Genomic DNA, 23,629 nt, shown 5'->3' on the forward strand with positions numbered 1-23,629 from the left:
GTTACCCCCGGCTCTTGAACTGCTGAACGGCGTTCAGGCTCGTGTTCAGGTTCGGCACCGCGACCGTCAGCGATGCGCCGTCAACCTGCTTGAGCAGATCCTCGACGGTCTGCGTGTCCTTCGATGCCTGGTCGAAATACTTCCCGAGCGACGCCTGCGCGGCGTGCAGGTCGGCCTTCATCGCGCCGTCGTTGCGCGCGAGCAGCGACAGGCGCGCGGTCAGCAGGCGCAGCTTCACGTTCTCGCGCACGAAGTAACCCTGGTCGGGCGACGCGAGCATCGCGTCCGCGTTGTCGATCCGGCGCACCTGCACGAGCCCCTTCAGCTGCTGGCCGAGGCCGGCCGAGAAGTCGTGCCACCACACCTTCCAGCGCGGCTCGCCGGCCACGGCCGACGATGCGGCCACGGCCGGCGCAGCCTTCGGCGCTTCGTGCGGGACGATCGCCTCGCCGGACAGCGGCAGCGCGTCGATCTTCGCGATCGCGTCGTCGAGCTTGATCGCGAGGCCCGTGAGGTCGGCCGCCGGTGCGGCCTTCAGCTTCTCGATGTCCAGCGCGAGCGCCTTGCGCACCGTGACGGCCTGCGCGCTCTGCGAGGTGGCGAGGCGTGCGTCGGCATTCTGCAGCGCGATCAGCGCGAGCTGCGTGTTGCCGGTCAGCTGAAGCTGCTGGCTCGCGCTCGACAGCATCTGGTCGACTTCCTCGAGCATCCACGCATCGCGGTTGCGCGACAGGTCCTGGTATTGCTGCTGCAGCGCCTGCTGCGCGCTCTGCGCGTCGGCGAGCTTGCCGTCGAGCTGCGCGAGCTGCGTGTCGACCTGGTGCGTACTCGCCAGCGCCTGCTCGGTCTTCATCCGCGTTTCGGCCGTCTGCGCGTCGAGCGCCTTCTGGCGCGCGACGAACGTGCCATCGAGCCGGTCGATCTTGCGGTTCAGCGCGTAGCCGCCGACGCCCGCCGCGCAGCCGAGCACGACGACGACGAACCACAGCACCGCGCTGCCGCCGCGGCGCGCGGGCGGTTCGGACGCCATATAGGCGGGACGGGACGGCGGTGCGGATGCAGCGGCCGGCTGGGAAGCGACGCTTTTGGAATCGTTGGTATCTGTCATGCGTTTAGTCACCGGTGCGGCTGTCGCCGGTTGGACGGCCTCGTCGGCCATCGTTCGAAACGCGCGGACGATGCGCTCATCGCCCGCGCCGGTCAGCGTAATCCTATCAAAACCCAATGCGCGCGCGGTCTGCTCGATTCGCGGATGCGGCGTGACGAGCGGCACATGCTTCAGCGCGGCGATCTCGGCATCGTTCAGATGCGTCCGCGCGAGTTCGTGCAGGTTGCGCACGCCTTCCGAGCTCGTGACGAGCCACGCATGCGGTTCGCCGTCGAGCAGCGCATGCACGCGCTCCCACGCGCCGACGCGCGGCTCGGGCACGACGCGCCGGTATGCGGCGACGAGCGTGACGTCCGCGCCGGCCTCGCGCAGCCGGTCGGCGAGCCATTCGCGCCCGCCGTCGCCGCGTACGATCAGCACGCGCTTGCCCGCCAGCGCGGGCGCGCCGCCGAATTCGGCCTCGATGCACGCGAACAGGCTTTCCGAATCGTAATGGGGTACGCCGCCGTCGGCCGGCGCCTGCGGCGCGATCACGCGATGCGCGGGCGCCGCGATGCCGTGACGCTCGAGCGCCGCGACGCTGCCGGGCCCGACCACGCCGACCGGCAGCGCGTTCGGCCAGATCGCGCCGTACTGCGCGAGCGCGCGGTCGATCGCGTTCGGCGACACGAAAATCACCAGCGCGTAATCGGCGAGCGCCGCGAACGCGGCGTCGAGCGGCGCCGGATCGTCGACGGGCGCAATATCGATCAACGGGAATTCGAGCACGTCGCAACCGGCCTCGGCCAGTTGCGACGCGAGCGCGCCGGACTGGCCGTCCGGGCGCGTCAGGACAGCGGTGAACGCGCGCGCGCCGCCCGCCATCAGGCGTCGCCCTTGCCGGCGGCCTGCGAGCCCGCGAGCAGCGCCTGGACGATCTCGAGCGCGCCTTGCGCCTCGAGTTCGTCGGACACGGCGCGGCCGAGCGCGAGCGCATCGGCGACGCTCATGACGGCCCCGCACTCCTCGGCGGTCAGCACGCGCTTGCCGTCGGTCGTCGACACGCGGCCCGTCAGGTACAGCTCGCCCGCGCGCCACACCGCATGCGCGGCGAGCGGCACCTCGCAGCTGCCGCCGAGCGCGCGCGACACCATCCGCTCGGCCTCGACCGCGAGCGCGGTCTGCGGGTCGTGCAGCGGTGCGAGCCACGCGGCGACGTCGTCGCGGTGCGACGCGATCTCGATGCCGAGCGCGCCCTGGCCCGCGGCGGGCGGGCTCGCGTCGACGTCGAGCAGCGCGCGGATCCGCGCTTCGAGGCCGAGGCGCTTCAGGCCGGCGGCCGCCAGGATGATCGCCGCGTAATCGCCGCGATCGAGCTTCGCCAGGCGCGTGTCGAGGTTGCCGCGCAGCGGCAGCACGTCCAGGTGCGGGTAGCGCGAGCGCAGCATCGCCTCGCGGCGCAGGCTCGACGTGCCGACCACGGCGCCGGCCGGCAGCGCGTCGAGCGACGCGTAGTCGTTCGACACAAACGCATCGCGCGGGTCTTCGCGCTCCATGATCGCGGCAAGCGAGAAGCCTTCCGGCAGCGCCATCGGCACGTCCTTCAGCGAATGCACGGCGAGATCGGCGCGGCCGTCGGCCAGCGCGGCCTCCAGTTCCTTCACGAACAGGCCCTTGCCGCCGACCTTCGACAGCGTGCGATCGAGAATCTGGTCGCCGCGCGTCGTCATTCCGAGGATTTTCACGTCACAAGCTGGATATAATTTGCGCAGCGCATCACGCACATGTTCGGCTTGCCACATCGCCAGGCGGCTCTCGCGCGAAGCAATCGTCAACGTCGCGGGCGGCTGTGCCTGTTGCGGCCCGGCCGCAGGAGTCTCGGAATTCATTGCTGGAACATCGAAGGACGGGATTGAAGATCGAACAATGGTAGCACGCACGCCCCCGCCCGCCCGGGCCCGGAGCCTGCGTCCGGCCTGCCGCCGGGCGGGTCGCGGCGCCGATGTGCGGATGTGCCGCACGTAGCTGGTTGCTTGACCGCAGTTTCGCAGTTTCCGCAGTTCCTTTTGACTCGAGCTTTCCCAAGGAAACCCATCGTGAAGTCTTCCGGATCGGCGCGTACGGCGCGCCGCAATGCTGCCCTGTCCTCCTCCGACGCCTCGACGGACACCGTCGCCACCGCCGCGAACGGCCGTGCGAAAACGGCAACGAAACCGAAAGACCCGATACGTCAGACAAAACGCACGGCGAAAGCCGCCGGCCCGGCCGCCCGCACCGCGGCCCGCACGGCCGGTGCGACGAAGGCCGGCACCCGCACGCGCGACGACAAGGACGGCCCGCTGTTCGACGACATCCGCTTTCTCGGCCGCCTGCTCGGCGACGTCGTGCGCGAGCAGGAAGGCGACACCGTGTTCGACGTCGTCGAGACGATCCGCCAGACGGCCGTCAAGTTCCGCCGCGAGGACGACAGCGAAGCCGCGCAGACGCTCGAGAAAAAGCTGCGCAAGCTGACGCCGGAGCAGACGGTGAGCGTCGTGCGCGCGTTCAGCTATTTCTCGCACCTCGCGAACATCGCGGAAGACCGCCACCACAACCGCCGCCGCCGCATCCACGCGCTGGCCGGCTCCGCGTCGCAGCCCGGCACCGTCGCGTACGCACTCGAGCAGCTGAAAACGACCGGCAACGCGTCGAAGCGACTGCTGCAGCGCTTCTTCGACGATGCGCTGATCGTGCCGGTGCTGACCGCGCACCCGACCGAAGTGCAGCGCAAGAGCATCCTCGACGCGCAGCACGACATCGCGCGCCTGCTCGCCGAGCGCGACCAGGAGCTGACCAGCCGCGAGCGCCAGTACAACGAATCGATGCTGCGCGCACGCGTCACCACGCTGTGGCAGACCCGCATGCTGCGCGACGCGCGCCTGACGGTCGGCGACGAAATCGAAAACGCGCTGTCGTACTACCGCGCGACGTTCCTCGACGAACTGCCGGCGCTGTACGGCGACATCGAGGCCGCGCTCGCCGAGCACGGCCTGTCCGCGCGCGTACCCGCGTTCTTCCAGATGGGCAGCTGGATCGGCGGCGACCGCGACGGCAACCCGAACGTGACCGCGTCGACGCTCGACGAAGCGATCAACCGCCAGGCCGCGGTGATCCTCGAGCACTATCTGGAACAGGTGCACAAGCTCGGCGCCGAACTGTCTGTGTCGAACCTGCTCGTCGGCGCGAACGACGCCGTGAAGGCACTCGCGGCCGCGTCGCCCGACCAGTCGCCGCACCGCGTCGACGAGCCGTATCGTCGCGCGCTGATCGGCATCTACACGCGGCTCGCCGCAAGCGCGCGCGTGCGTCTCGGCGAAGGCACGGTGCCCGTGCGCAGCGCGGGCCGCGGCGCGCCGCCCGTGCGCGCGATCCCGTATGCGGATTCCGAAGCGTTCGTCGCCGACCTGAAGGTGCTGACCGCGTCGCTCGACGAACACCACGGCACGTCGCTCGCCGCGCCGCGCCTCGCGCCGCTCGTGCGCGCGGCCGAAGTGTTCGGCTTCCATCTCGCGAGCATCGACCTGCGCCAGAGCTCCGACATCCACGAAGCCGTGGTCGCCGAGCTGTTCGCGCGCGCGGGCGTCGAGGCCGACTACGCGGCGCTCGCCGAGGAAGACAAGCTGCGCGTGCTGCTCGCCGCGCTCGCCGATCCGCGTCCGCTGCGCTCGCCGTACCTCGAATACTCCGCGCTCGCCCAGAGCGAACTCGGCGTGTTCGAGAAGGCGCGCGACGTGCGCGCCCAATTCGGCCCGCGCGCGGTGCGCAACTACATCATTTCGCATACGGAAACCGTCAGCGACCTCGTCGAGGTGCTGCTGCTCCAGAAGGAAACGGGCCTGCTCGAAGGCGCGCTCGGCGTGCCCGGCGGCAACGCCCGCAACAGCCTGATGGTGATCCCGCTGTTCGAGACGATTCCCGACCTGCGCGACGCCGCGCGCATCATGCGCGAATACTTCGCGCTGCCGGGCATCGACGCGCTGATCGCGCACCAGGGCGCCGAGCAGGAAGTGATGCTCGGCTATTCGGACAGCAACAAGGACGGCGGCTTCCTCACGTCGAACTGGGAGCTGTATCGCGCGGAACTCGCGCTCGTCGACCTGTTCCGCGACCGCAAGATCACGCTGCGGCTGTTCCACGGCCGCGGCGGCACGGTCGGCCGCGGCGGCGGCCCGACCTACCAGGCGATCCTGTCGCAGCCGCCGGGCACCGTGAACGGCCAGATCCGCCTGACCGAACAGGGCGAGGTGATCGCGAGCAAGTTCGCGAACCCGGAGATCGGCCGCCGGAACCTCGAGACGGTCGTCGCCGCGACGCTCGAGGCGACGCTCCTGCCGCAGAACAACGCGCCCGCGCAGCTGCCGGCGTTCGAGGCCGCGATGCAGACGCTGTCCGATTCGGCGATGGCCGCGTACCGCGCGCTCGTCTACGAAACCCCGGGCTTCACCGACTATTTCTTCTCGTCGACGCCGATCACCGAGATCGCCGAGCTGAACATCGGCAGCCGCCCGGCCTCGCGCAAGCTGCAGGATCCGAAGCAGCGCAAGATCGAGGACCTGCGCGCGATTCCGTGGGGCTTCTCGTGGGGCCAGTGCCGGCTGCTGCTGACGGGCTGGTACGGCTTCGGCAGCGCGGTGAGTGCATATCTCGACGGCGCGCAGGATGAAGCCGAGCGCACGAAGCGCGTCGCGCTGCTGAAGAAGATGAACAAGACCTGGCCGTTCTTCTCGAACCTGATGTCGAACATGGACATGGTGCTGGCGAAGACCGACCTCGCGGTCGCGTCGCGCTACGCGCAACTGGTCGCCGACCGCAAGCTGCGCAAGCACGTGTTCGAGCGGATCGTCGCGGAATGGGAGCGCACGTCGCAGGCGCTGGCGGAAATCACCGGGCACGAAGGCCGCCTCGCGACCAACCCGCTGCTCGCGCGCTCGATCAAGAACCGTTTCCCGTATCTCGATCCGCTGAACCACCTGCAGGTCGAGCTGATCAAGCGCCACCGCGCGGGCGACACGAACGCGCGGCTGCGCCGCGGGATTCACCTGACGATCAACGGGATCGCGGCCGGCCTGCGCAACACGGGCTGATCCGCATGCGGCGCGGCGTGATGCCGCGCCGGCCGGCGACGTGAAAGCCGCGATACCCACCGTATGCACGGTGGCGTATCGCGGCTTTTTTCATGCTTGCGGGCGTCGACGAAACCGTGCCGGCGCACCGCACGCTCAGTGCGCGTCGATCAGCAGCGCGTCGTGCTCGAACGATCCGTCGGGCTGCACCGCGTAATAGCCGCGCACCTCGTCGGGCGCATGCGTCCACAGCGCGCGAATGCCGGTCACGCTGTCGGCCGGCGTGCGGATGCGCGCGACCCACGTATCGAAATCGATCGGCAGCCGCCAGCGGCTGTGCACGTGCGCGTCGAAGCCGGCATCGCGGAACATCGCGAGCCATTCGTCCGCGCGGTAGTCGCGCACGTGCGACGCGTCGCGCAGCACTTCCGCGGCCTGCAGGTACGTATCGAGGAGCGGATGGTCGTTGCCGGCGATGTCGATCATCAGCACGCGGCCGCCCGGCTTCAGCACGCGGCGCACTTCGGCGAGCGCCGCGCGCATGTCGTGCCAGTGGTGTGCGCTCATCCGGCTCACGACCCAGTCGAACGTCGCCGTCTCGAACGGCAGTTTCTCGGCCGGGCCCTGCTGCGTACGGATGTTCGCGAGCCCGCGCTCGCGCGCCGCGGCGTCGACCGTCGCGAGCATCTGCGCGGCGAGATCGTAGGCGACCACGTCGCGCACGTGCGGCGCGACCGCGAAGCTCGCGTGGCCGGCGCCGCAGCCGAGATCGAGCACCGCGGCATCGGGCGTCGCACGCACCGCGTCGGCGAGCGTCTGCAGGTCGGCGCCCGTCGCGTGGACCGTGCTCGTCAGGTAGGCGGCGGCCGTCGTGCCGAATGCGTCGGCGACCTGGTCGTGGTGTTTCATCGTTCTCTCCTTTCTTTTGCGCAATCGGCCGGCGTGGATGCGTCAGTGCGCATTCCGGCCCCATGCAACACGTTTTGTGGGACGCCCGCTCCCCTGGCAGCGCGCGAGCCGCTACAATAGGCCCGCGCTTGTACCAGTACAAGTTAAGCAGTTATTCTGGTATTCGATACACCCGTCTGATCGTTGCCGCATCCCCGCTTCCACTTCGCCGTTTCCGCATGAACCAGCCGTCCTCCGTCCCCGTCCCGCCGCTCGATGCCACGCCCGCCCGTGCGCTCGGCGAATTCATCCGCGCCCACCGCGAGCGGCTGTCGCCGCAGGCCGTCGGCCTGCCGCCCGGCCCGCGCCGCCGCACGCCGGGGCTGCGGCGCGAGGAAGTCGCGCAGCTCTGCGGCGTCAGCCCCACCTGGTACACGTGGATCGAACAGGGCCGCCCCGTGTCCGCGTCGGCCGACGCACTCGCGCGGATCGCCGTCGCGCTGCAACTGTCGAAGGCCGAGCGCGCGTACCTGTTCGAGCTGGCCGCGCAGCGCGACCCGGCCGAGCCCGACGTCGCGGGCGGCGACCTGCCGCCGACGCTCGCCGCGACCGTCGCGGCCATCGCGACGCCCGCCTACGTGCTCGACCGGCAATGGAACGCACTCGCGTGGAACGCACCGGCCGCCGCGCTCTTTTCCGGCTGGCTCGACGGCGAACACGACCGCAACCTGCTGCGCTTCACCTTCATGTCGCCGGCCGCGCGCACGCTGATCGTCGACTGGGAAACCCGCGCGCGGCGGCTCGCGGCCGAATTCCGCGCCGATTCGATCCGGCACCTGACCGACGCGCCCACGCGTGCGCTGATCGACGCACTGACCGCCGGCAGCGACGCCTTCGCGCAGTACTGGGCATCGCAGGACGTGTTCGAACGCGAAGGCGGCCTGCGCGAATTCGACCATCCGGCCGACGGCCGCCTCGTGTACCAGCAGATCACGCTGAAGCCCGCGCACCGCGAAGACCTGAAGCTGGTCGTGCTCGTGCGCGACTGAACGGGCCGGCCCGCGCGGGCCACGGCCGGCGGGCCGCCGCGAACGGCTGCGCGCCGCGGCGGGCAGGCCCGCGAATGTTAGAATCGCGGGATTCCCTCGGCGGCGCACGCCGCCCAACATCCCCTTCGAAGAATCGCCATGACGTCCCAACTGCACAAAAAGGGCGAGGCCTGGTCGGCCCGCTTCTCGGAACCGATGTCGGAGCTGGTCAAGCGCTACACGTCGTCGGTGTTTTTCGACAAGCGCCTCGCGCTCGTCGACATCGCCGGCTCGCTCGCGCACGCGAACATGCTCGCCGCGCAGAAGATCATCAGCGCCGACGACCTGGCCGCGATCGAACGCGGCATGGCGCAGATCAAGGGTGAAATCGAGCGCGGCGAATTCGAATGGCAGCTCGACCTGGAAGACGTCCACCTGAACATCGAGGCGCGCCTGACCGCGCTGATCGGCGATGCCGGCAAGCGCCTGCACACGGGCCGCTCGCGCAACGACCAGGTCGCCACCGACATCCGCCTGTGGCTGCGCGGCGAGATCGACCGCATCGGCGGCCTGCTGAATGACCTGCGCGGCGCGCTGCTCGACCTCGCGGAACAGAACGCCGACACGATCATGCCGGGCTTCACGCACCTGCAGGTCGCGCAACCCGTCACGTTCGGCCACCACCTGCTCGCGTACGTCGAGATGTTCTCGCGCGACGCGGAGCGCATGCGCGACTGCCGCACCCGCGTGAACCGCCTGCCGCTCGGCGCGGCCGCGCTCGCCGGCACGAGCTACCCGATCGACCGTCACGCCGTGGCGAAGACGCTCGGCTTCGACGGCATCTGCGCGAACTCGCTCGACGCGGTGTCGGATCGCGACTTCGCGATCGAATTCACGGCGGCTTCCGCGCTCGTGATGACGCACGTGTCGCGCTTCTCCGAAGAACTCGTGCTGTGGATGAGCCCGCGCGTCGGCTTCATCGACATCGCCGACCGCTTCTGCACCGGCAGCTCGATCATGCCGCAGAAGAAGAACCCGGACGTGCCCGAGCTCGCGCGCGGCAAGACGGGCCGCGTGAACGGCCACCTGATGGCGCTGCTGACGCTGATGAAAGGCCAGCCGCTCGCGTACAACAAGGACAACCAGGAAGACAAGGAACCGCTGTTCGACACGGTCGACACCGTCGCCGACACGCTGCGGATCTTCGCCGAGATGGTGGCCGGCATCACCGTGAAGCCGGACGCGATGCGCGCGGCCGCCCTGCAGGGCTTCTCGACCGCCACCGACCTCGCCGACTACCTGGTGAAGCGCGGCCTGCCGTTCCGCGATGCGCACGAAGCCGTCGCGCACGCCGTGAAGATCTGCGACGACCGTGGCATCGACCTGGCCGACCTGACGCTCGACGAGATGAAGCAGGAACTGCCGAACGTCGCGCACCTGATCGGCGAAGACGTGTTCGGCTACCTGACGCTCGAAGGTTCGGTCGCCAGCCGCAATCACCCGGGCGGCACCGCGCCCGACCAGGTGCGTGCGGCGGTCAAGGCAGCCCGCGCCGCGCTCGGCCGGTAAGCCCGCTGTTCCGGACGGACGCCATCGGCGTCCGTTTTTCATTCGGGCGGCCGCCGCGCCGCCCATCGCCTTCCCCGCTTCCCGAATGCCGCCGATGACCTTTTCCGCCGCGCTCTTCGACATGGACGGCCTGCTCGTCGATTCCGAGCGGACCATCATGAACACGTGGATCGACGTGTCGAATGCGCACGGCGTCACGCTGACCACCGCTGACTACCTGCAGATCGTCGGCCGCTCGTTCGCCGAAGGCCAGGTGATCCTGGCGCGGCTGATCGGCAACCCCGACACGTTCGACGCGGTGCGCACCCGCGTGCGCGAGCAGCTCGCGGCGCCCGAACCGCATCCGAAGTTTCCGCTGAAGCCCGGCGCGTTCGCGCTGCTCGACGCGCTCGCGCAAGCTGGGATTCCGTGCGCGGTCGCGTCGTCGTCCGCGAGCGAGGTGATCCGCGCGCGGCTCGACGCGGTCGGCGTGCTGCCGTTCTTCCGCGCGATCGCGGGCGGCGACGAAGTCGCGCGCGGCAAGCCCGACCCGGCCGTCTACCGGCTCGCGGCCGAACGCCTCGGCGTGCCGGCACACGCATGCGTCGCGTTCGAGGACAGCGATTTCGGTGCGCAGTCGGCCGCCGGCGCGGGCGCATCGGTCGTAACGGTGCCTGACCTGAAAGCGCCCACGCCCGAAATCGTCGCGCTGAGCCTGCACGTGCTGGCCTCGCTCGACGATGCGCTCGCGCTCGTGCCGTCGTGGTTCGGCGGGCACGTTACGCGACGGCCCGCTTAGATCGCGTGCCACCCGATGCAAAACGGGCACCCGAAGGTGCCCGTTTTGCCCTATCGCCGAACAACCGGCATCGCGGTTGCGCTTACTTGTTGCCCGCCGTCTCCGACAGCCGTTTCATCGTCGCGATGCGCGCGCCGATCAGGTCGACGCGGCCGTCCTCGCCGACGAGCGGCGCCGTCGCATCGCGGAACCCGACCCACGCGCGCTGCGCGCGTACGAGCGTCGCGGCCGAGTGCGCAGGCATCTTGCGGCGCAGCTTCTGGTAATAGCGGTTCAGGTCGAACAGCGCGTGCTCGCACGCGGCGTCCTGTTCGCACGGGCGCACGCGGCGCACGGCCGGATCGCGCGGCGCGTTCGCCGGCTTGCCGTTCGGCCGGGCCCCACCCTGGGCCGCACTCGTGCCGCCCTGCGCGCCGCTCGTGGCCGCCACCGGCACGGCGGCGGGCGGCGGTGCATAGCGATCGGCCGCGCCGCGCAGCGCCAGCGCGCGATCGCGCACGGGCTGCAGCTGCAGGTCGGCACTCGACATCGCGTACGACGTGCCGCGCGTGGTGTCGTACACGGCCTTCAGCAGATGCACTTCATCCTTGCGCCACGTGAGCCAGCGGCGCTGGCTGTCCTGCCAGCCGCGCTTCGCGTCGGCCGGCGCATCCTTCAACAGGCGCTGGTATGCGCCGTCCATCACGGCCTGCCACTGCTGCTGCGCTTCGCCCATGCACTGGATCTGGCCGGCCGGCGAAGACCGGTCGCGCCGCGCGAGGCATTGCCGCATCGCGACGTCGATCGGGTCGGCCGCCGCGACTTCCGCGTGCGCGACACCCATGCCCGCCAGCCCAGACACGCCTGCCGCCCAGACGACGAGCGCGGCCACCGCCGCACGCATCGCCTGGATTCGTCCGTGCGTCGCCATCAGTCGCGCACGCAGTCGACGAAGTACTCGACGCGGCCGTTCACCTCTTCCGCGACGAGGCCGTGGATGTCGGTGTGGAAGCCCGGGAAGCGCTCGTTGAAGTCGCGCGCGAACCGCAGGTAGTTCACGATCGTCTTGTTGAAACGCTCGCCCGGAATCAGCAGCGGAATGCCCGGCGGGTACGGCGTGAGCAGGATGCTCGTCACGCGGCCTTCGAGCTCGTCGAGCGGCACGCGGTCGATCTTGCGGTGCGCGAGCTTCGCGAACGCGTCCGACGGCTTCATCGCCGGTTCCATGTCCGACAGGTACATCTCGGTCGTCAGGCGGGCGATGTCGTTCGCGCGGTACACGTCGTGGATCTGCGTGCACAGGTCGCGCAGGCCGACACGCTCGTAGCGCGGATGCTGCGCGACGAATTCCGGCAGCACGCGCCACAGCGGCTGGTTGTTGTCGTAGTCGTCCTTGAACTGCTGCAGCTCGGTCACCATCGAGTTCCAGCGGCCCTTCGTGATGCCGATCGTGAACATGATGAAGAACGAGTACAGGCCGGTCTTCTCGACGATGATCCCGTGCTCGGCCAGGTACTTCGTGACGATCGCGGCGGGGATGCCCGTCTCGCCGAACTCGCCGTCGACGTCGAGCCCCGGCGTGATGATCGTCGCCTTGATCGGGTCGAGCATGTTGAAGCCTTCCGCCAGCGGGCCGAAGCCGTGCCAGTGGTCGTTCGGCTTCAGCATCCAGTCGTCGCGCGAGCCGATGCCTTCTGCCGACAGCTCGTCCGGGCCCCACACGCTGAAGAACCAGTCGTCGCCGTATTCGGCGTCGACCTTGCGCATCGCGCGGCGGAAATCGATCGCCTCGGCGATCGATTCCTCGACGAGCGCGGTGCCGCCCGGCGGCTCCATCATCGCGGCCGCGACGTCGCACGACGCGATGATCGCGTACTGCGGGCTCGTCGACGTGTGCATCAGGTACGCCTCGTTGAAGCGGTGCTTGTCGAACGTGCGGTTCTCCGAATCCTGCACGACGATCTGCGATGCCTGCGAGATGCCCGCGAGCAGCTTGTGCGTCGAGTGCGTCGCGAACACGAGCGCGCCCGTGCGCGGACGGCCGTCGCCGATCGCGTGCATGTCGCGGTAGAAGTCGTGGAACGTCGCGTGCGGCAGCCACGCTTCGTCGAAGTGCAGCGTGTCGAGCAGGTCGCCGAGCAGGTCCTTGATCATCTCGACGTTGTAGACGACGCCGTCGTACGTGCTCTGCGTGATCGTCAGGATGCGCGGCTTCATGTCCGGGTTCTGGCGCAACGCCTCGCGCGCGAACGGGTTCGCCTCGATCTTCTTGCGGATGTTCTCCGGCTTGAACTCGTCGCGCGGGATCGGCCCGATGATGCCGAAGTGGTTGCGCGTCGGCGTGAGGAACACCGGAATCGCGCCCGTCATCGTGATCGCGTGCAGGATCGACTTGTGGCAGTTGCGGTCGACCAGCACGATGTCGCCGGGCGCGACCGTCGCGTGCCAGACGATCTTGTTCGACGTCGACGTGCCGTTGGTCACGAAGAACAGGTGGTCCGCGCTGAAGATGCGCGCCGCATTGCGCTCGGACGCCGCCACCGGGCCCGTGTGGTCGAGCAGCTGGCCGAGTTCGTCCACCGCGTTGCAGACGTCGGCGCGCAGCATGTTCTCGCCGAAGAACTGGTGGAACATCTGGCCGAGCGGGTTCTTCAGGAACGCGACGCCGCCCGAGTGGCCCGGGCAGTGCCACGAGTACGATCCTTCGTCCGCGTACTTCACCAGTTCCTTGAAGAACGGCGGCGCGAGCGAGTCGAGATAGACCTTCGCCTCGCGGATGATGTGGCGCGCGACGAACTCCGGCGTGTCCTCGAACATGTGGATGAAGCCGTGCAGCTCGCGCAGGATGTCGTTCGGCAGGTGGCGCGACGTGCGCGTTTCGCCGTACAGGAAGATCGGGATGTCCGCGTTGCGGCGGCGCACTTCGGTGACGAACGCGCGCAGCTCGATGATCGCGGTCGCGAGTTCGGGCAGTTCGCCGTCCGGGCCGGTTTCGCCGAGCATGAGTTCGTCGTCGTCGATCGACAGGATGAAGCACGACGCGCGGCTCGACTGCTGCGCGAACGACGTCAGATCGCCGTAGCTCGTGAGGCCGAGGACTTCGACGCCCTCCTTCTCGATCGCTTCGGCCAACGCCCGGATGCCGGAGCCCGAGATGTTCTCGGAGCGGAAATCTTCGTCGATGATGACGACGGGGAAACGAAACTTCATGGGCGATTCTCCAAAAAGAACGACCGCGGCGCGTCACGCGCAGCGGTCACCCGGAAACTGGTGAGACGTTATGCAACCAGATCAGGTTTTCGGCAGCGTGACACCGCGCTGCCCCTGATACTTGCCGCCGCGATCCGCGTACGACACGTCGCACACTTCGTCGCTTTCGAAGAAGAGCACCTGCGCGACGCCTTCGTTCGCGTAGATCTTCGCGGGCAACGGCGTGGTGTTCGAGAATTCCAGCGTGACGTAGCCTTCCCACTCGGGTTCGAACGGCGTCACGTTGACGATGATCCCGCAGCGCGCATAGGTCGACTTGCCGAGGCAGACGGTGAGCACGGTGCGCGGGATGCGGAAATATTCGACGGTGCGGGCCAGCGCGAACGAGTTCGGCGGGATGATGCACACGTCGCCCTTGAAATCGACAAACGAACCCTCGTCGAAGTTCTTCGGATCGACGATCGTCGAGTTGATGTTCGTGAAGATCTTGAATTCGTCCGCGCAGCGGATGTCGTAGCCGTAGCTCGACGTGCCGTAGCTGACGATCCGGCGGCCGTCCTCGGACGCGCGAACCTGATCGGGCACGAACGGCTCGATCATCTTGTGCTCTTCGGCCATGCGCCGAATCCATTTGTCGGACTTGATACTCATATCGGGGCGCCTGGAAACGCTGCGTGACGGTCAGGGAGGGCCGCTCGCGCGAGACGGCGGCCGGGAAAGGCGGACATTTTACGCGATCATCGGCGCGCGCACGCGGCGGCCGTCAACGGATCACGCCGCAGGCGAGCGCGGGCCCCGCGCCATGCTGCGGAAACGCGGGATCGCTCGAGTCGCGGTGCACCAGCGCCGCGCGGTTCATCGCCGAGCGCACGCCATCGAGGGCCAGATCGGGCGCGACGATGAAGCCGGCCGCGACGCCGTTCGCGTCCGCATGGATGTTGCCGAGATCGCCGGCGACGCGGGCGCCCGCGCGCAGCCGGTCGGCGGCCGGCGCGAACACCTGGCCGGCGCTCGAGCCGTCGCCCGCGTTGCAGTCGCCGCGTTCGTGCACCTGTAGCGCGTGATCGCTGTTGGGCGGAAGGCCGGCCAGGTTGTACGTGACCTGAACGCCGTCCGGACGCTCGACGAACGTCACCGCGCCGCGCGCCTGCGAGCCGACCGTCGGCTGCAGTTGTGCGTCGGCCCGTTTTTCGTGCGACGAGGAAAAGGAGGTGCAGCCGGCCAGCAGGCCCAGCGCGGCGGCGGCCAGCAGCGCGTACCGCACGCGGCCGGCGCGCACGCCGTGATGTCGTTGTTTCATTCGATCCTCATGCCGGCTGGCGGCCGTTTGACACGACGGCCGCGCCGGGCGGGTAAAGGGACCCGGGAAAAGTCGCCATGATACCGCGCCTCGCGGCGCCGTAAACAGCGTGAGGCCCCGCCCCGCAAGGGTTTTACGTATTTTGAACAACGATCGACGGAAACTTCGACGTCATGTCGCGCGAACGCTCGGCAATCGCCAGTGCGACACCGCGCGCGATGTCGCGGTAACGACGGGCCAGCGCGCCTTCGGGATCGGCCGCGACCGTCGGCGTGCCGCTGTCGGCCCGCTCGCGGATCGCGATGTCGAGCGGCAGGCTGCCGAGCACGTTGACGTCGTAATCCTTCGCCATCCGCTCGGCCCCGCCGGCGCCGAAGATGTGTTCTTCGTGGCCGCAGTTCGAACAGATGTGGATGCTCATGTTCTCGACGATGCCGAGGATCGGAATCCCGACCTTCTCGAACATCTTCAGGCCCTTCTTCGCGTCGAGCAGCGCGATGTCCTGCGGCGTCGTGACGATCACCGCGCCCGTGACCGGCACGCGCTGCGCGAGCGTGAGCTGGATGTCGCCCGTGCCGGGCGGCATGTCGACGATCAGGTAGTCGAGCTCGCGCCAGTTGGTCTGGCGCAGCAGCTGCTCGAGCGCGGAGGTCGCCATCGGGCCGCGCCATACCATCGGGTTGTCTTCCTCGATCAGGAAGCCGATCGAGTTCGCCTGCAGCCCGTGGCCGACGAGCGGGTTCATCGACTGGTTGTCGGGCGACTCGGGGCGCTGGCCGTGGATGCCGAGCATCGTCGGCAGCGACGGGCCGTAGATGTCGGCGTCGAGGATGCCGACCGACGCGCCTTCTGCGGCGAGCGCGAGTGCGAGGTTGACGGCCGTCGTGCTCTTGCCGACACCGCCCTTGCCCGACGCGACCGCCACGATGTTCTTCACGTTCGGCAGCAGTTTCACGCCGCGCTGCACCGTGTGCGCGACGATCTCCTGCGACACGGCGACGCGCGCGTCGCGTACGCCGGGCACGGCCTGGAGCGCCGCGGTGACGCGTGCGCGCACGTCGTCGTGCTGGCTGCGCGCGGGATAACCGAGCACCACGTCGAGCGCCACGACGTCGCCGTCGATCGCGACGTTGCGCACGCCCTTGTTCGCCGCATACGGACGGCCGGTATTGGGGTCGACGACAGCCGCCAAAGCGGCGTCGACTTGTGCCCGGTCAATGCTCATCGAAACTCCGTGAAAACGTTTTTCTCGCGCGCAAACGTCAAAAAATATCAAATTGCGCTGCGAAAATCGGGAAAAGTGAAAGAATCTGTTGCACGCCATTGCGCGAACGCGCGACCCGGCGCACTCTTCGCCTGCGGCATGCTATGGGGCCAAATCGGCCACCAACCGCCTATATTGTAGAGGCTGACGCGTCGCACTGCCCGAACAGCCACGCTGACGGACAGGGCATGCGGCCACCTCGGCGGCTGCCGCTGGCGCAGGCCTGTCCTCCTTTTTCGGGCGGCCCGCGCGTGGAGCCGTAACTGTTGTTGTCGTCGTTGTCGACTCGTTCAACCAAGAGAGGAATCCAAGATGAACATGAAAATCGCGACCCGTCTGTCCGTCTTCGCATTGGCCGGCGCACTGCTGGCAGGCTGCGCCACGCAGCAAGGCAACAACACGGCCGTCGGTACCGGCACGGGTGCGGCGCTGGGCGCAGGCATCGGCGCGCTGGCGGGCGGCGGCAAGGGCGCGGCGATCGGCGCGGGCGTCGGCGCACTGGTCGGCGGCGTGACGGGTTACAACTGGCAGGCGATCAAGAACAAGCTCGCGCCGTCGGCAGCCAAGACGGGTACGCAGGTGACCGAGCAGCCGGACGGCTCGCTGAAGCTGAACGTGCCGAGCTCGGTGACGTTCGCGACGAACCAGTACGCGATCACGCCGGCCTTCACGCCGCTGCTGAACGACCTGGCGACGACGCTGAACCAGAACCCGCAAGTGACGGCATCGATCGTCGGCTACACGGACAGTACGGGTTCGCAGCAGCTGAACCAGACGCTGTCGCAGAACCGTGCGCAGAGCGTCGTCAACGCGCTCGTGCAGCGCGGCGTTGCCGGCGGCCGCCTGTCGGCACAGGGCATGGGCCCGTCGAACCCGATCGCGGACAACGCGACGGAAGCCGGCCGCGCACAGAACCGCCGCGTCGAAATCTACCTGCGCGCAGCACAGGCGCAGTAAGCGCACGACGAGGGGAAGGCGCGGGCCCGCCGCCCGCGCAGCCCCGCCGGACAAGACTTCCGGCGGGGCCGGTAACAAATCGAAAAAATTTTCGAACTTCTGTCGCAGGCCGTGGTCAGTATTTACGGTACGCGGCTGGTGTTGCCGGCGCGTCACCATTCTCCTCTTGTCGTTGTTGCTCCGGGGCCGTATCCGCCCCGGTTTTTTTGCCCGCAGAATTCGTGCTGCGCCGCAGCATGTCACCGCCGGGCACGCCGCTTGCGCGGCCCCGCCCGTTCCGGCGCCCGGTCAGCGGCGCCCTGCCCGCGTCGCCGGCGCGCGCCCCTGCTAGAATCGCAGTTTCCCGTCGTTTTCCGCCGTTCCTCTACAGACCCTATGTCCGCATCCGACCTCACTTCCGTGCAGGCTGCGGCGCCGCAAGGTGACCGCCAGATCCTCGTTACGTCCGCACTGCCCTATGCCAACGGGCAGATCCACATCGGCCACCTGGTCGAGTACATCCAGACCGACATCTGGGTGCGGACGCTGCGAATGCATGGCCATGAGGTCTACTACATCGGCGCCGACGACACGCACGGCACGCCGATCATGCTGCGCGCGGAGAAGGAAGGACTGACCCCGAAGCAGCTGATCGACCGCGTGTGGACCGAGCACAAGCGCGACTTCGACAGCTTCGGCGTGTCGTTCGACAATTTCTACTCGACCGATTCGGACGAGAACCGCGTGCTGAGCGAGAAGATCTACGTCGCGCTGCAGGAAGCCGGTTTCATCGCCGAGCGCGAGATCGAGCAGGCGTACGATCCCGTCAAGGAAATGTTCCTGCCCGACCGCTTCATCAAGGGCGAGTGTCCGAAGTGCCACGCGAAGGACCAGTACGGCGACAACTGCGAAGTGTGCGGCTCGACCTACCTGCCGACCGAACTGCTGAACCCGTATTCGGTCGTGTCGGGCGCGACGCCGGTGCGCAAGACGTCGAAGCACTACTTCTTCCGCCTGTCCGATCCGCGCTGCGAAACGTTCCTGCGCGAATGGGTGAGCGGCCTCGCGCAGCCCGAAGCGACCAACAAGATGCGCGAATGGCTCGGCGACGCCGGCGAGGCCAAGCTCGCCGACTGGGACATCTCGCGTGACGCGCCGTACTTCGGCTTCGAGATCCCGGGCGCGCCCGGCAAGTATTTCTACGTGTGGCTCGACGCGCCCGTCGGCTACTACGCGAGCTTCAAGAACCTGTGCGACCGCAACGGCGTCGACTTCGACGCGTGGATCCGCCCGGGCTCGACCACCGAGCAGTATCACTTCATCGGCAAGGACATCCTGTACTTCCACACGCTGTTCTGGCCCGCGATGCTCGAGTTCTCGGGCCACCGCACGCCGACCAACGTGTTCGCGCACGGCTTCCTGACGGTCGACGGCGCGAAGATGTCGAAGTCGCGCGGCACGTTCATCACCGCGCAGAGCTACATCGACACGGGCCTGAACCCCGAATGGCTGCGCTACTACTTCGCCGCGAAGCTGAACGCGACGATGGAAGACATCGACCTGAACCTCGACGATTTCCAGGCGCGCGTGAACAGCGATCTCGTCGGCAAGTACGTGAACATCGCGAGCCGCGCGGCAGGCTTCCTGATCAAGCGCTTCGACGGCCGCGTGCAGGACAGCGCGATGAACCATCCGCTCGTCGTGAAGCTGCGCGATGCGATTCCCGGGATCGCCGCGCACTACGAAGCACGCGAGTACGGCCGCGCGCTGCGCCACACGATGGAGCTCGCGGACGAAGTGAACGCGTACGTCGACGGCGCCAAACCGTGGGATCTCGCGAAGGATCCGGCCAACGCGGTCGCGCTGCACGAAACCTGCAGCGTGAGCCTCGAGTCCTTCCGCCTGCTGTCGCTCGCGCTGAAGCCGGTGATGCCGCGCGTGGCCGAGGCCGTCGAGTCGTTCTTCGGGATCGCGCCGCTCGCATGGGCCGATGCCGCGAAGCCGCTGTCGTCGGAACAGCCGATCAAGGCGTACCAGCACCTGATGACGCGCGTCGACCCGAAGCAGATCGAGGCACTGCTCGCCGCGAACCGCGATTCGCTGCAGGCCGAGGCCACCGGCGCGGCCGCCGCGAGCGCGAACGCCGCCAAGGAGGCGAAGAACGCCAAGGCGAACGCGAAGCCGGCCGCCGTGAACGGCGCCGACGATGCCCCCATCTCGATCGACGATTTCGCGAAGATCGACCTGCGCATCGCGAAGATCGTCGCGTGCCAGGCTGTCGAGGGTTCGGACAAGCTGCTGCAGCTCACGCTCGACGTCGGCGAGGAAAAGACCCGCAACGTGTTCTCGGGCATCAAGTCCGCGTACCAGCCCGAGCAGCTCGTGGGCAAGCTGACCGTGATGGTCGCGAACCTCGCGCCGCGCAAGATGAAGTTCGGCCTGTCCGAAGGGATGGTGCTCGCCGCGTCGGCCACCGACGAGAAGGCGGAACCGGGCCTCTACATCCTCGAGCCGCACAGCGGCGCGAAGCCCGGCATGCGCGTGAAGTAAGCCGAACGCGCTGCCGCTGGCGCCAAACAAAGCCCCGCACGATTCGTTTCGTGCGGGGCTTTTTCATTCATGGCTGCTCGGCACGCCGCGCCCGCGCCGCATCGCTGCCGAACCACCGGTCGAAACGCCGCGTGTAGTTCAGGTCGACGCCCTGGAACGTGCCGCCGTACGCGGAGACGGACCAGAAGCGCGTCAGGTTGATCGTCGCCTTGAACGCGTTGCTCGCCGACTGCAGCCCCTGCTCGAAGCCGAGCACGAACCGCTCGTTGATCGCCTTCGACACCAGCACGACCTGCGGGTCCGTCAGGCCCACTTCGCTGCGGCCGACCGAGACCTCGTCGAGACCGAAGGTCTGCGCGACCCGCTTGCCGGTCACGCTGCCGAGCAGCCCGAGCGCCGCCGTCATCGTGCCCTGCTGGCCGACGTTGTTGCCCTGGTCGGTGCCGTGCCCGAACAGCAGCCACGACAGCTTTTCGTTGTCCGTGACGTTCGGTTCCGACACCAGCTTGACCGTCAGCGACTGGATCGTGCCCGTGACCTGCACGCCGGCCTCGACTTCCTGGTTGCGCCGCATCGCGAGGATGTTGACGCCCGGGTTCGACACGGGGCCGTTGAAGGTGAAAAAGCCGTTCTCGATCGCGAGCTTGCGGCCGAACGACGTGTACGTCGACCCTTCGGTCACACGCACGTTGCCGACCGCGCGCAACGGCACGCCCGGCGCGCTCATCACGGTGATCGTGCCGCGCAGCCCGAGATCCGCGCCGTGCCCCTTGAAGCGGAAGTTGTTGCCGAGGCCGATGTCGATGTTCGCGCGCGGCGCGAGCGACGGCGCCGGTTTGTCCGCGGCCGGCTTTGGCTTGGCAACGGCGGTGCCGGTCGGCGTCTCGCCGCGCACCGTGCCGTCGGGTTGCACGATCACCACGTCGTCCGACAGATGCGGCGCCGACTCCTCGGGCAGGTCGAACAGTGCACGATCGACGACGAACTTGCCGTCGATCGACAGCGCGCCGCGCGGCCCGTCGTTCGCGACCGTCGCCTTGCCCGACAGCGACAGCTTCCGGTCCGGCGCCGCGAACAGCTCGAGCTTGTCCGCGACGATGCTCGCGGTCAGGTCGGGCGCCTCGCCGTCGAGACGCACGCGGCCAAGTGCGCGCAGCGTGCCGTCGCCACCGTGGAACTCGACCTGCTGGAATTCGACGAGGTTTTCCGACAGCTTGATACGCACGATGCCGTCCTTCAACTGCACGCCCTGGTCGACGAGCGTCGCGGACAGGTCGTCGCCCGTCAGCGTCCCCGACAGGTTCGGCTTCGCCGGCGTGCCCGCGACGGTCAGCTTCAGCGCCGCGCGCCCGCCGAGCAGATAGCTCGGCCCGAACAGGTTGCCGGTCGTCTTCAGCGCCGGGACGTCGACGTCGATGCGGCCCGACAGCGGGCCGTCGTCGACCACGCCGAACATGCCGTCGCGCAGCGCGAACGGCACGGTGACGTTCGCGTCGAGCGTGCCGATCCGGTTCGCCTTCGCGAGCGCCGTCACGTTGAGCCGGTTGCCGGGCGTGAAGTTCGCGCGCGCGGACAGCTCGGTCAGCCCCAGCGACGCGATGCCGCGCCCGCTCTCGATCGTCACGTCGCCGCCGCGCCGCTTCACCTGCACATGGCCGGTCGAGTTCGCGCCGAGCGAGAAATCCCAGTCGGCGTCGAGTACGACGTCGGTTCGCACCGGCGGCCGCTGGCCCGTCAGCTCCTGGCGGACCTCGAGGAAACGCGCGACCGACACGCCGCTCACGGAGCCTGCCGAGCGCATCTGGCCGTGATCGAACACGAACGACTTCAGGTCGATCGCCGCGCCCTCGAGCGTGAGCCGCGTCGCGCCGAGCGTCACGCGGCCGGCACCGGCCGATACGGTCAGCGGCGCCTGCAGCGCGACGGCCGGCGTGCCGCGGTTCGCGAGACGCGTCACGGTACCGTCCCAGCGCATCCCGTCGCGGCTCTCGACCACGCCGCCGTTCGCCGCGAGCGTCAAGTCGATCACGCGGCCGCCGGCCGTCCCGAGCGCCGACGCGTCGAGCGTGTGCTTCGCGCGCGTACCGTCGAGGTTCGCGCGCAGCGATTTCAGATTCAGCGAACCGAGCGCGAGGTCGGTCGCGTCGGCCGTGAACACGAGGGCGCCGTGCGCGCCGTCGCGGATGTCCGCGCGGCCCTGCGCGGCACCGATCCGGTTCGAGCCGACGACGACGTGCTCGGCCTTGTAGGTGGCCGTCACGTTCGGGTGCGCGAAGCTGCCGGTCAGGTCGCCCTGCGCCTGCACGAGCCCTTCCACGCCGAAGCCGAGCCGGTCGAGCTGCGGCGCGTCGATGACGAAGCGCAGCCGGTCGCCGGGCGCCCCGAAGCTGCCGCGCAGGTCGACATGATTACCGGCAATCGACAGGTTCGCGTTGCTCGGCAGGATCCGCGAGCCGACGAGCTGCACGACGCCGGCGCCGGTCAGCGGCACGCCGTCGTACAGGCTGTCGCCGAGCTTGAAGGTCGCCTTCGTCGACACCTGCGGCGCGAACGCGCCCGACGCCGTCAGCGTGCCCGACACGCGCGTCTCGCCGCGCCTGGGCGGCGCCTTCGCGACCTTGACAGGCGCCTTGCCGCTGCCGGCCTTCGGCGCGCTCTGCGCGGCGAGCAGCAGCGGATCGAATCCGGTCAGCGTCGCCTTCGCGTCGTAGCTCGAATGCGCATCGTGGCGGAACACGCCCGTCAGGTCGATGCGGCCCTTGCCCGCCGTCACGCGTGCGTCGGTCAGCACGGTCTGCTGCGGCGTCAGCGCAACCTTCGCGCGTGCGCCGAGCGCGAGCTTCGGATCGTTCAGGTTGAAGTCGACGGTCGTCACGCCGGCCGCGAGCGTCACGCCGAGCGGGCCGCCCAGGCGCATCGGCCGCAGCTCGGCGACGAAGGCGTTCAGGTCGAGGTTCGCGACCTTCAGGTCGAAGCGGCCCTTGCCGCCCGTCAGCGTGCCGTTGCCCGTCACGCTGCCGTCGCGGATCAGCTTCAGCGCGAGCGCGTCGATCCGCTGCGCGTGCGCGTCGAGATGCACGTTCGCGTGCGCGTCGATCACCGGCAACAGGTGGTCGCCGAGCGTGCCGGGCTTCGCGTTGACGATCGACACCGGGCCCGTCACCGCGAACCCCTTTGCGGGTGCCGAGCCGGCCGGCGCGGTCACGGGTGCGAGTTCCGCGCGCACCGCGAGATCGGCGGCCGGCGCGCCGGGCGCGAGCGCCTGCGGGTTCACGTGATCGAACGCGAGCGACGCGCGCGTGAGCGGCACCGCGCCGAACGGCGCGGCCTCGACGTGCGCGCGCCCGTTCAGCTTCATCCCGCTCGCGTCGACTTCCGCGACGAGCGCCTCGAGCGAACCCGACACGCGAGCGCGCGCATCGACCGGTTCGTCGGCCAGCTTGCCCGCGTAAGTGGCCTCCCCCGTCAGCGCGAACGGCTTCACGCCGTCGAGTTTCGCGCGCGCGGTCAGCGCGCCGTACGGCGTATCGACGCCGTCGAGCACGAGTTCATGGTGACGACCGTCGCTGCGGCCGTTCAGCGCGAGATGGTCGAGCTGCGTCGTCGAGCCGCCGTCGTGGATCGCGAGGTGATCGACGCGCAGGTCGTCGATCCGCAACTGCAGCGGCAGGCTCAGGTCCTGCGGCGTCGCACTCGGCGTCGACGGCCCCGGCGGGATCCGCACGTCGATCGTGCCGGCCCGAAGATACGCGATGGACAGACGCCACGGCGCGCGGGTCAATGCCCAGCGGCCGTCGAGCCGGTCGATGCGGATTTCGGTACCGGTGCCGTCGGGGCTCGTCCAGGCGAACCCGCGCAACCGCACGCCGGTCGCGAGCGAGCCGCCGTCGAGCGTGCCCGCGAGCCGCGCGCCGAGCACGCGCTCCGCCACCTGCCAC

15 protein-coding genes are annotated in these 23,629 nt (G+C 68.9%); 6 read left to right on the plus strand and 9 right to left on the minus strand.

Annotated elements, in window-relative coordinates; translation table 11 throughout:
• Position 1: 1 nt before the first annotated feature.
• Together hemDX and hemC are read right to left on the minus strand one after the other, a co-directional pair.
• Entirely contained in the window at positions 2-1,972 is a 1,971-nt protein-coding gene (gene hemDX, locus ABY44_RS03895; RefSeq protein ID WP_059697683.1) for a fused uroporphyrinogen-III synthase HemD/membrane protein HemX, read from the minus strand.
• Positions 1,972-2,976, minus strand: a complete 1,005-nt coding sequence (hemC, locus tag ABY44_RS03900; protein ID WP_027786743.1) for a hydroxymethylbilane synthase — start codon at positions 2,974-2,976, stop codon at positions 1,972-1,974. Before hemC ends, hemDX begins: the two co-directional genes overlap by 1 nt.
• 207 nt (positions 2,977-3,183) lie before the next feature.
• On the opposite strand from hemC, the gene ppc reads away from it, so the two are divergent.
• On the plus strand, positions 3,184-6,210 hold the full coding sequence (gene ppc / locus ABY44_RS03905; protein WP_060174829.1) for a phosphoenolpyruvate carboxylase: 3,027 nt from the start codon (positions 3,184-3,186) through the stop codon (positions 6,208-6,210).
• Between the two features lie 135 nt (positions 6,211-6,345).
• On the opposite strand, the gene ABY44_RS03910 is transcribed toward ppc, so the two are convergent.
• Entirely contained in the window at positions 6,346-7,098 is a 753-nt protein-coding gene (locus tag ABY44_RS03910; protein ID WP_060083242.1) for a class I SAM-dependent methyltransferase, read from the minus strand.
• A gap of 218 nt (positions 7,099-7,316) precedes the next feature.
• Here ABY44_RS03910 and ABY44_RS03915 point away from each other — a divergent pair, with 218 nt between their 5' ends.
• The 3 genes from ABY44_RS03915 (at position 7,317) to ABY44_RS03925 (ending at position 10,452) form a co-directional block, all read left to right on the plus strand.
• Positions 7,317-8,126 carry a helix-turn-helix transcriptional regulator gene (locus ABY44_RS03915; protein WP_059486192.1) on the plus strand — a complete coding sequence of 270 codons (810 nt, stop codon included), beginning with the start codon at positions 7,317-7,319 and terminating at the stop codon, positions 8,124-8,126.
• A 138-nt stretch (positions 8,127-8,264) separates the two neighbouring features.
• On the plus strand, positions 8,265-9,674 hold the full coding sequence (gene argH, locus ABY44_RS03920; RefSeq protein ID WP_027786739.1) for an argininosuccinate lyase: 1,410 nt from the start codon (positions 8,265-8,267) through the stop codon (positions 9,672-9,674).
• 94 nt (positions 9,675-9,768) lie between these two features.
• Positions 9,769-10,452, plus strand: a complete 684-nt coding sequence (locus ABY44_RS03925; protein ID WP_060174830.1) for an HAD family hydrolase — start codon at positions 9,769-9,771, stop codon at positions 10,450-10,452.
• An 82-nt stretch (positions 10,453-10,534) separates the two neighbouring features.
• Here the strand turns inward: ABY44_RS03925 and ABY44_RS03930 are convergent, their stop codons facing one another.
• The 5 genes from ABY44_RS03930 to apbC all read right to left on the minus strand — a co-directional run bounded on the left by ABY44_RS03930 (position 10,535) and on the right by apbC (position 16,166).
• Positions 10,535-11,362 carry a lysozyme inhibitor LprI family protein gene (locus ABY44_RS03930; RefSeq protein ID WP_059590462.1) on the minus strand — a complete coding sequence of 276 codons (828 nt, stop codon included), beginning with the start codon at positions 11,360-11,362 and terminating at the stop codon, positions 10,535-10,537.
• Positions 11,362-13,641, minus strand: a complete 2,280-nt coding sequence (locus ABY44_RS03935) for an arginine/lysine/ornithine decarboxylase (protein WP_059697693.1) — start codon at positions 13,639-13,641, stop codon at positions 11,362-11,364. Before ABY44_RS03935 ends, ABY44_RS03930 begins: the two co-directional genes overlap by 1 nt.
• 81 nt (positions 13,642-13,722) lie before the next feature.
• Positions 13,723-14,292, minus strand: coding sequence for a dCTP deaminase (gene dcd / locus ABY44_RS03940; protein ID WP_006398615.1), 570 nt, complete (start codon positions 14,290-14,292; stop codon positions 13,723-13,725).
• Between the two features lie 112 nt (positions 14,293-14,404).
• The gene (gene sodC, locus ABY44_RS03945; protein WP_027786736.1) at positions 14,405-14,941 is read right to left on the minus strand and encodes a superoxide dismutase [Cu-Zn]; all 537 of its coding nucleotides are present in this window, start codon (positions 14,939-14,941) and stop codon (positions 14,405-14,407) included.
• Between the two features lie 133 nt (positions 14,942-15,074).
• Positions 15,075-16,166: an iron-sulfur cluster carrier protein ApbC gene (apbC, locus tag ABY44_RS03950; RefSeq protein WP_021163794.1), complete on the minus strand. Its 1,092-nt coding sequence runs from the start codon at positions 16,164-16,166 to the stop codon at positions 15,075-15,077.
• 351 nt (positions 16,167-16,517) lie between these two features.
• Between apbC and ABY44_RS03955 the strand changes: the two genes are divergently transcribed.
• Together ABY44_RS03955 and metG are read left to right on the plus strand one after the other, a co-directional pair.
• Positions 16,518-17,162: an OmpA family protein gene (locus ABY44_RS03955; protein WP_021163796.1), complete on the plus strand. Its 645-nt coding sequence runs from the start codon at positions 16,518-16,520 to the stop codon at positions 17,160-17,162.
• A gap of 375 nt (positions 17,163-17,537) precedes the next feature.
• Positions 17,538-19,691 (plus strand): methionine--tRNA ligase, encoded by a 2,154-nt coding sequence (gene metG / locus ABY44_RS03960; protein WP_059686614.1) that lies wholly within the window; start codon positions 17,538-17,540, stop codon positions 19,689-19,691.
• Positions 19,692-19,758: 67 nt separating this feature from the next.
• Here metG and ABY44_RS03965 read toward each other — a convergent pair.
• Positions 19,759-23,629: translocation/assembly module TamB domain-containing protein (locus tag ABY44_RS03965; RefSeq protein WP_431640889.1), on the minus strand; the 3,871-nt coding region annotated here is incomplete at its 5' end.

Source organism: Burkholderia sp. ZZQ-2 (assembly GCF_050768715.1).
GTDB lineage: Bacteria > Pseudomonadota > Gammaproteobacteria > Burkholderiales > Burkholderiaceae > Burkholderia > Burkholderia cepacia.